At 32.8% G+C, this 2398-nt stretch carries 3 protein-coding genes and 1 pseudogene; 3 read left to right on the top strand and 1 reads right to left on the bottom strand.

The annotated features are described in order from the left end of the window. The first annotated feature begins 96 nt into the window (after nt 1-96). Nucleotides 97-601 (top strand): annotated as a pseudogene (locus AC1DJR_RS28055) (arylamine N-acetyltransferase). 19 nt (nt 602-620) lie between these two features. Here the strand turns inward: AC1DJR_RS28055 and AC1DJR_RS28050 are convergent. Next, entirely contained in the window at nt 621-803 is a 183-nt protein-coding gene (locus AC1DJR_RS28050) for a hypothetical protein (protein WP_002013279.1), read from the bottom strand. A 143-nt stretch (nt 804-946) separates the two neighbouring features. On the opposite strand from AC1DJR_RS28050, the gene AC1DJR_RS28045 reads away from it, so the two are divergent. Beyond that, nucleotides 947-1600 (top strand): YdeI/OmpD-associated family protein, encoded by a 654-nt coding sequence (locus tag AC1DJR_RS28045; RefSeq protein ID WP_477004054.1) that lies wholly within the window; start codon nt 947-949, stop codon nt 1598-1600. Nucleotides 1601-1726: 126 nt separating this feature from the next. Continuing rightward, on the top strand, nt 1727-2398 hold a 672-nt coding region (locus tag AC1DJR_RS28040; protein WP_477004053.1), incomplete at its 3' end, for an NAD(P)/FAD-dependent oxidoreductase.

Below are 2398 nucleotides of genomic sequence, written 5' to 3'. Positions count from 1 at the left end.
GTACAGTAACTGCAAATATACATTGTTACAATATCCCTTCAAATTTACAATCAGCATATAGTATTTTAACTTATAACTTATTAAGGGGTGCTGAATATGACAAAGTTACAAGATCAACTCTTTACAAGATTAAACCTTGAAAAACGTACTGAAATAAAATTTGAAGAATTAAGTACAATACTCTTTGCATTTGCCCACACAATCCCGTTTGAGAATTTAAATGTAATAGCAAGTAATGCGAATACAATTTCTATGAAAAACTTACAAGAGAAAATTTTAACTAGTTCTCGAGGTGGGCTTTGTTATGAATTAAATACTCTTTTTTACTATTTTTTAAAAGATAGTGGTTATGATGTACAACTCGCACTAGGTACCGTATATAAAAATGATATAAACGATTGGGCACTTGAAGATGGGGATAGAAGATGAGAAATCTATTTTCAATAAAGGACCCATTGCAGTAAAATTGACGAACTTTGGCCATATCTCATTAACGAATACTAGTTTAACTGAAATTATTTATGGAGAAAAAACGAAGCGTGAAATTACAGAAAATCAATATAAAGAGCTTTTATATACTTTATTTGCTATTGAGTTGTGAATATAAAAATAGCCGGTTCTTATTCAGAATCGGCTATTTTTATTATTTTTGGTTTAAATGGTTTTCGTCTAATATGTTTCGGAAACTGCGGTATAGTTAACGTTTTTAACGTTTCCTCAGCTTCTTCATATGTATGAAAAACTGGCTCTTTTCCATTATCTCCTTGCAAAACTAGCCCTTCATCTCGGATTACATATGGCATAAAACCACTCCTTATAGTAAAAAATTATGGTCTATTGAAACAGAATGATACGATTTCAAGTTTAATTTTCTTAATAGATATAATACACTAGAACAGTATAAAGAAGTATATAAAATGAATATTGGATGCAAAGGAAGATTATAATGTCAGTTATTGATAAATTGAAACTAAATAAGTATACAAATATGGTCGTAATTAACGAACCAAGTGATTATGACATTTTCACAGGTAAAGAAACCTCATTTTCAAAAGAACATGATGCTATTTTTATTTTTGTTGAAACACTTGATGAAATGGTGAAACAAACGAATTTTATTATTAGTAATGAAGAATTACTAATTGAAAAAGGTTACGTGTTTTTCGCATATCCGAAAAAAGGTAATGCTCGTTACAGTACGTTTATTCACCGTGATGAGATGTTTCCGGCATTAAACGTTGGAGATGATGGATATGTTGGGGAAAGCGAAATTAAATTTGCGCGAATGGTAAGTATGGATGATGTCTTTACAGTTGTAGGTTTAAAACGTGAAAAGAAAAAAGMGAAGAAAACRCCTGCWRYGAGTCAATGYGTTGCYGATTATGCAGAYCGWATTMAAGATGTTGAAGCAYTATTGGCTAATCATCCARMTGAACTTAAGTTTTATCAAAGTTTAACTCCTGGTTATCAAAAAGATTGGGCACGTAATTTATTTTCTGTGAAACAAGAAAAAACACGCGATAAACGTCTTGAGAAAATGATTGAAATCCTTTCACAAGGCTATAAAACAATTGAATTATTCCGTAAGAAGAAAAAATAATGATTAGGAACGTCACAATGATGCAACAATTAATTACGTTGAGCACATTGAAAAAAGGATTCCTTTCAGTATACTAAAGTATGTTCTTATATTTAAATAATTAGCAAAAGAGAAAAGGTGTTTGAAATGAAATCGTATATTGTAGTTGGATCTGGAATTTTAGGGGCATCTACTGCCTATCATCTTGCTAAGGCTGGTGCGAAGGTTACTATTGTAGATCGTCAAGATTTAGGTCAAGCAACTGATGCAGCAGCAGGTATTGTCTGTCCGTGGCTGTCGCAACGTCGTAATAAAGCGTGGTATAAAATCGTTAAGGGCGGTGCACGTTACTATTCTTCGTTAATCCAACAATTAGAAGAAGACGGTGAAACGGATACAGGTTACAACCGTGTAGGTGCAATTAGTTTACATACTGACGAGAAAAAACTAGATCAAATGGAAGAACGAGCTTATAAACGACGTGAAGATGCACCAGAGATCGGTGAAATCACTCGCTTATCAGCTGAAGAAACGAAAAAATTATTCCCAGCATTATCAGAAGAATACAGTTCTGTTCATATTAGTGGCGCTGCACGAGTAAATGGAAGATCATTACGTAACGCATTAATAAGTGCTGCGAAAAAACATGGTGCTACTTTTATAAAAGGAGATGCTGTATTAGTTCGTGAAGGTAATCGTATTACTGGAGTTACAGTAAACGATGAAATAATTTTAGCAGAAAAGGTAATTGTAACTGCAGGCGCATGGGCGAATGAAATCTTGAATCCGTTAGGAATTAATTTCTTAGTTACATTCCAA

The organism is Bacillus sp. 05T31 (assembly GCF_056396725.1).
Note: the sequence above shows the minus strand (reverse complement) of the source record. Positions and strands in the feature narration are given on the sequence as shown.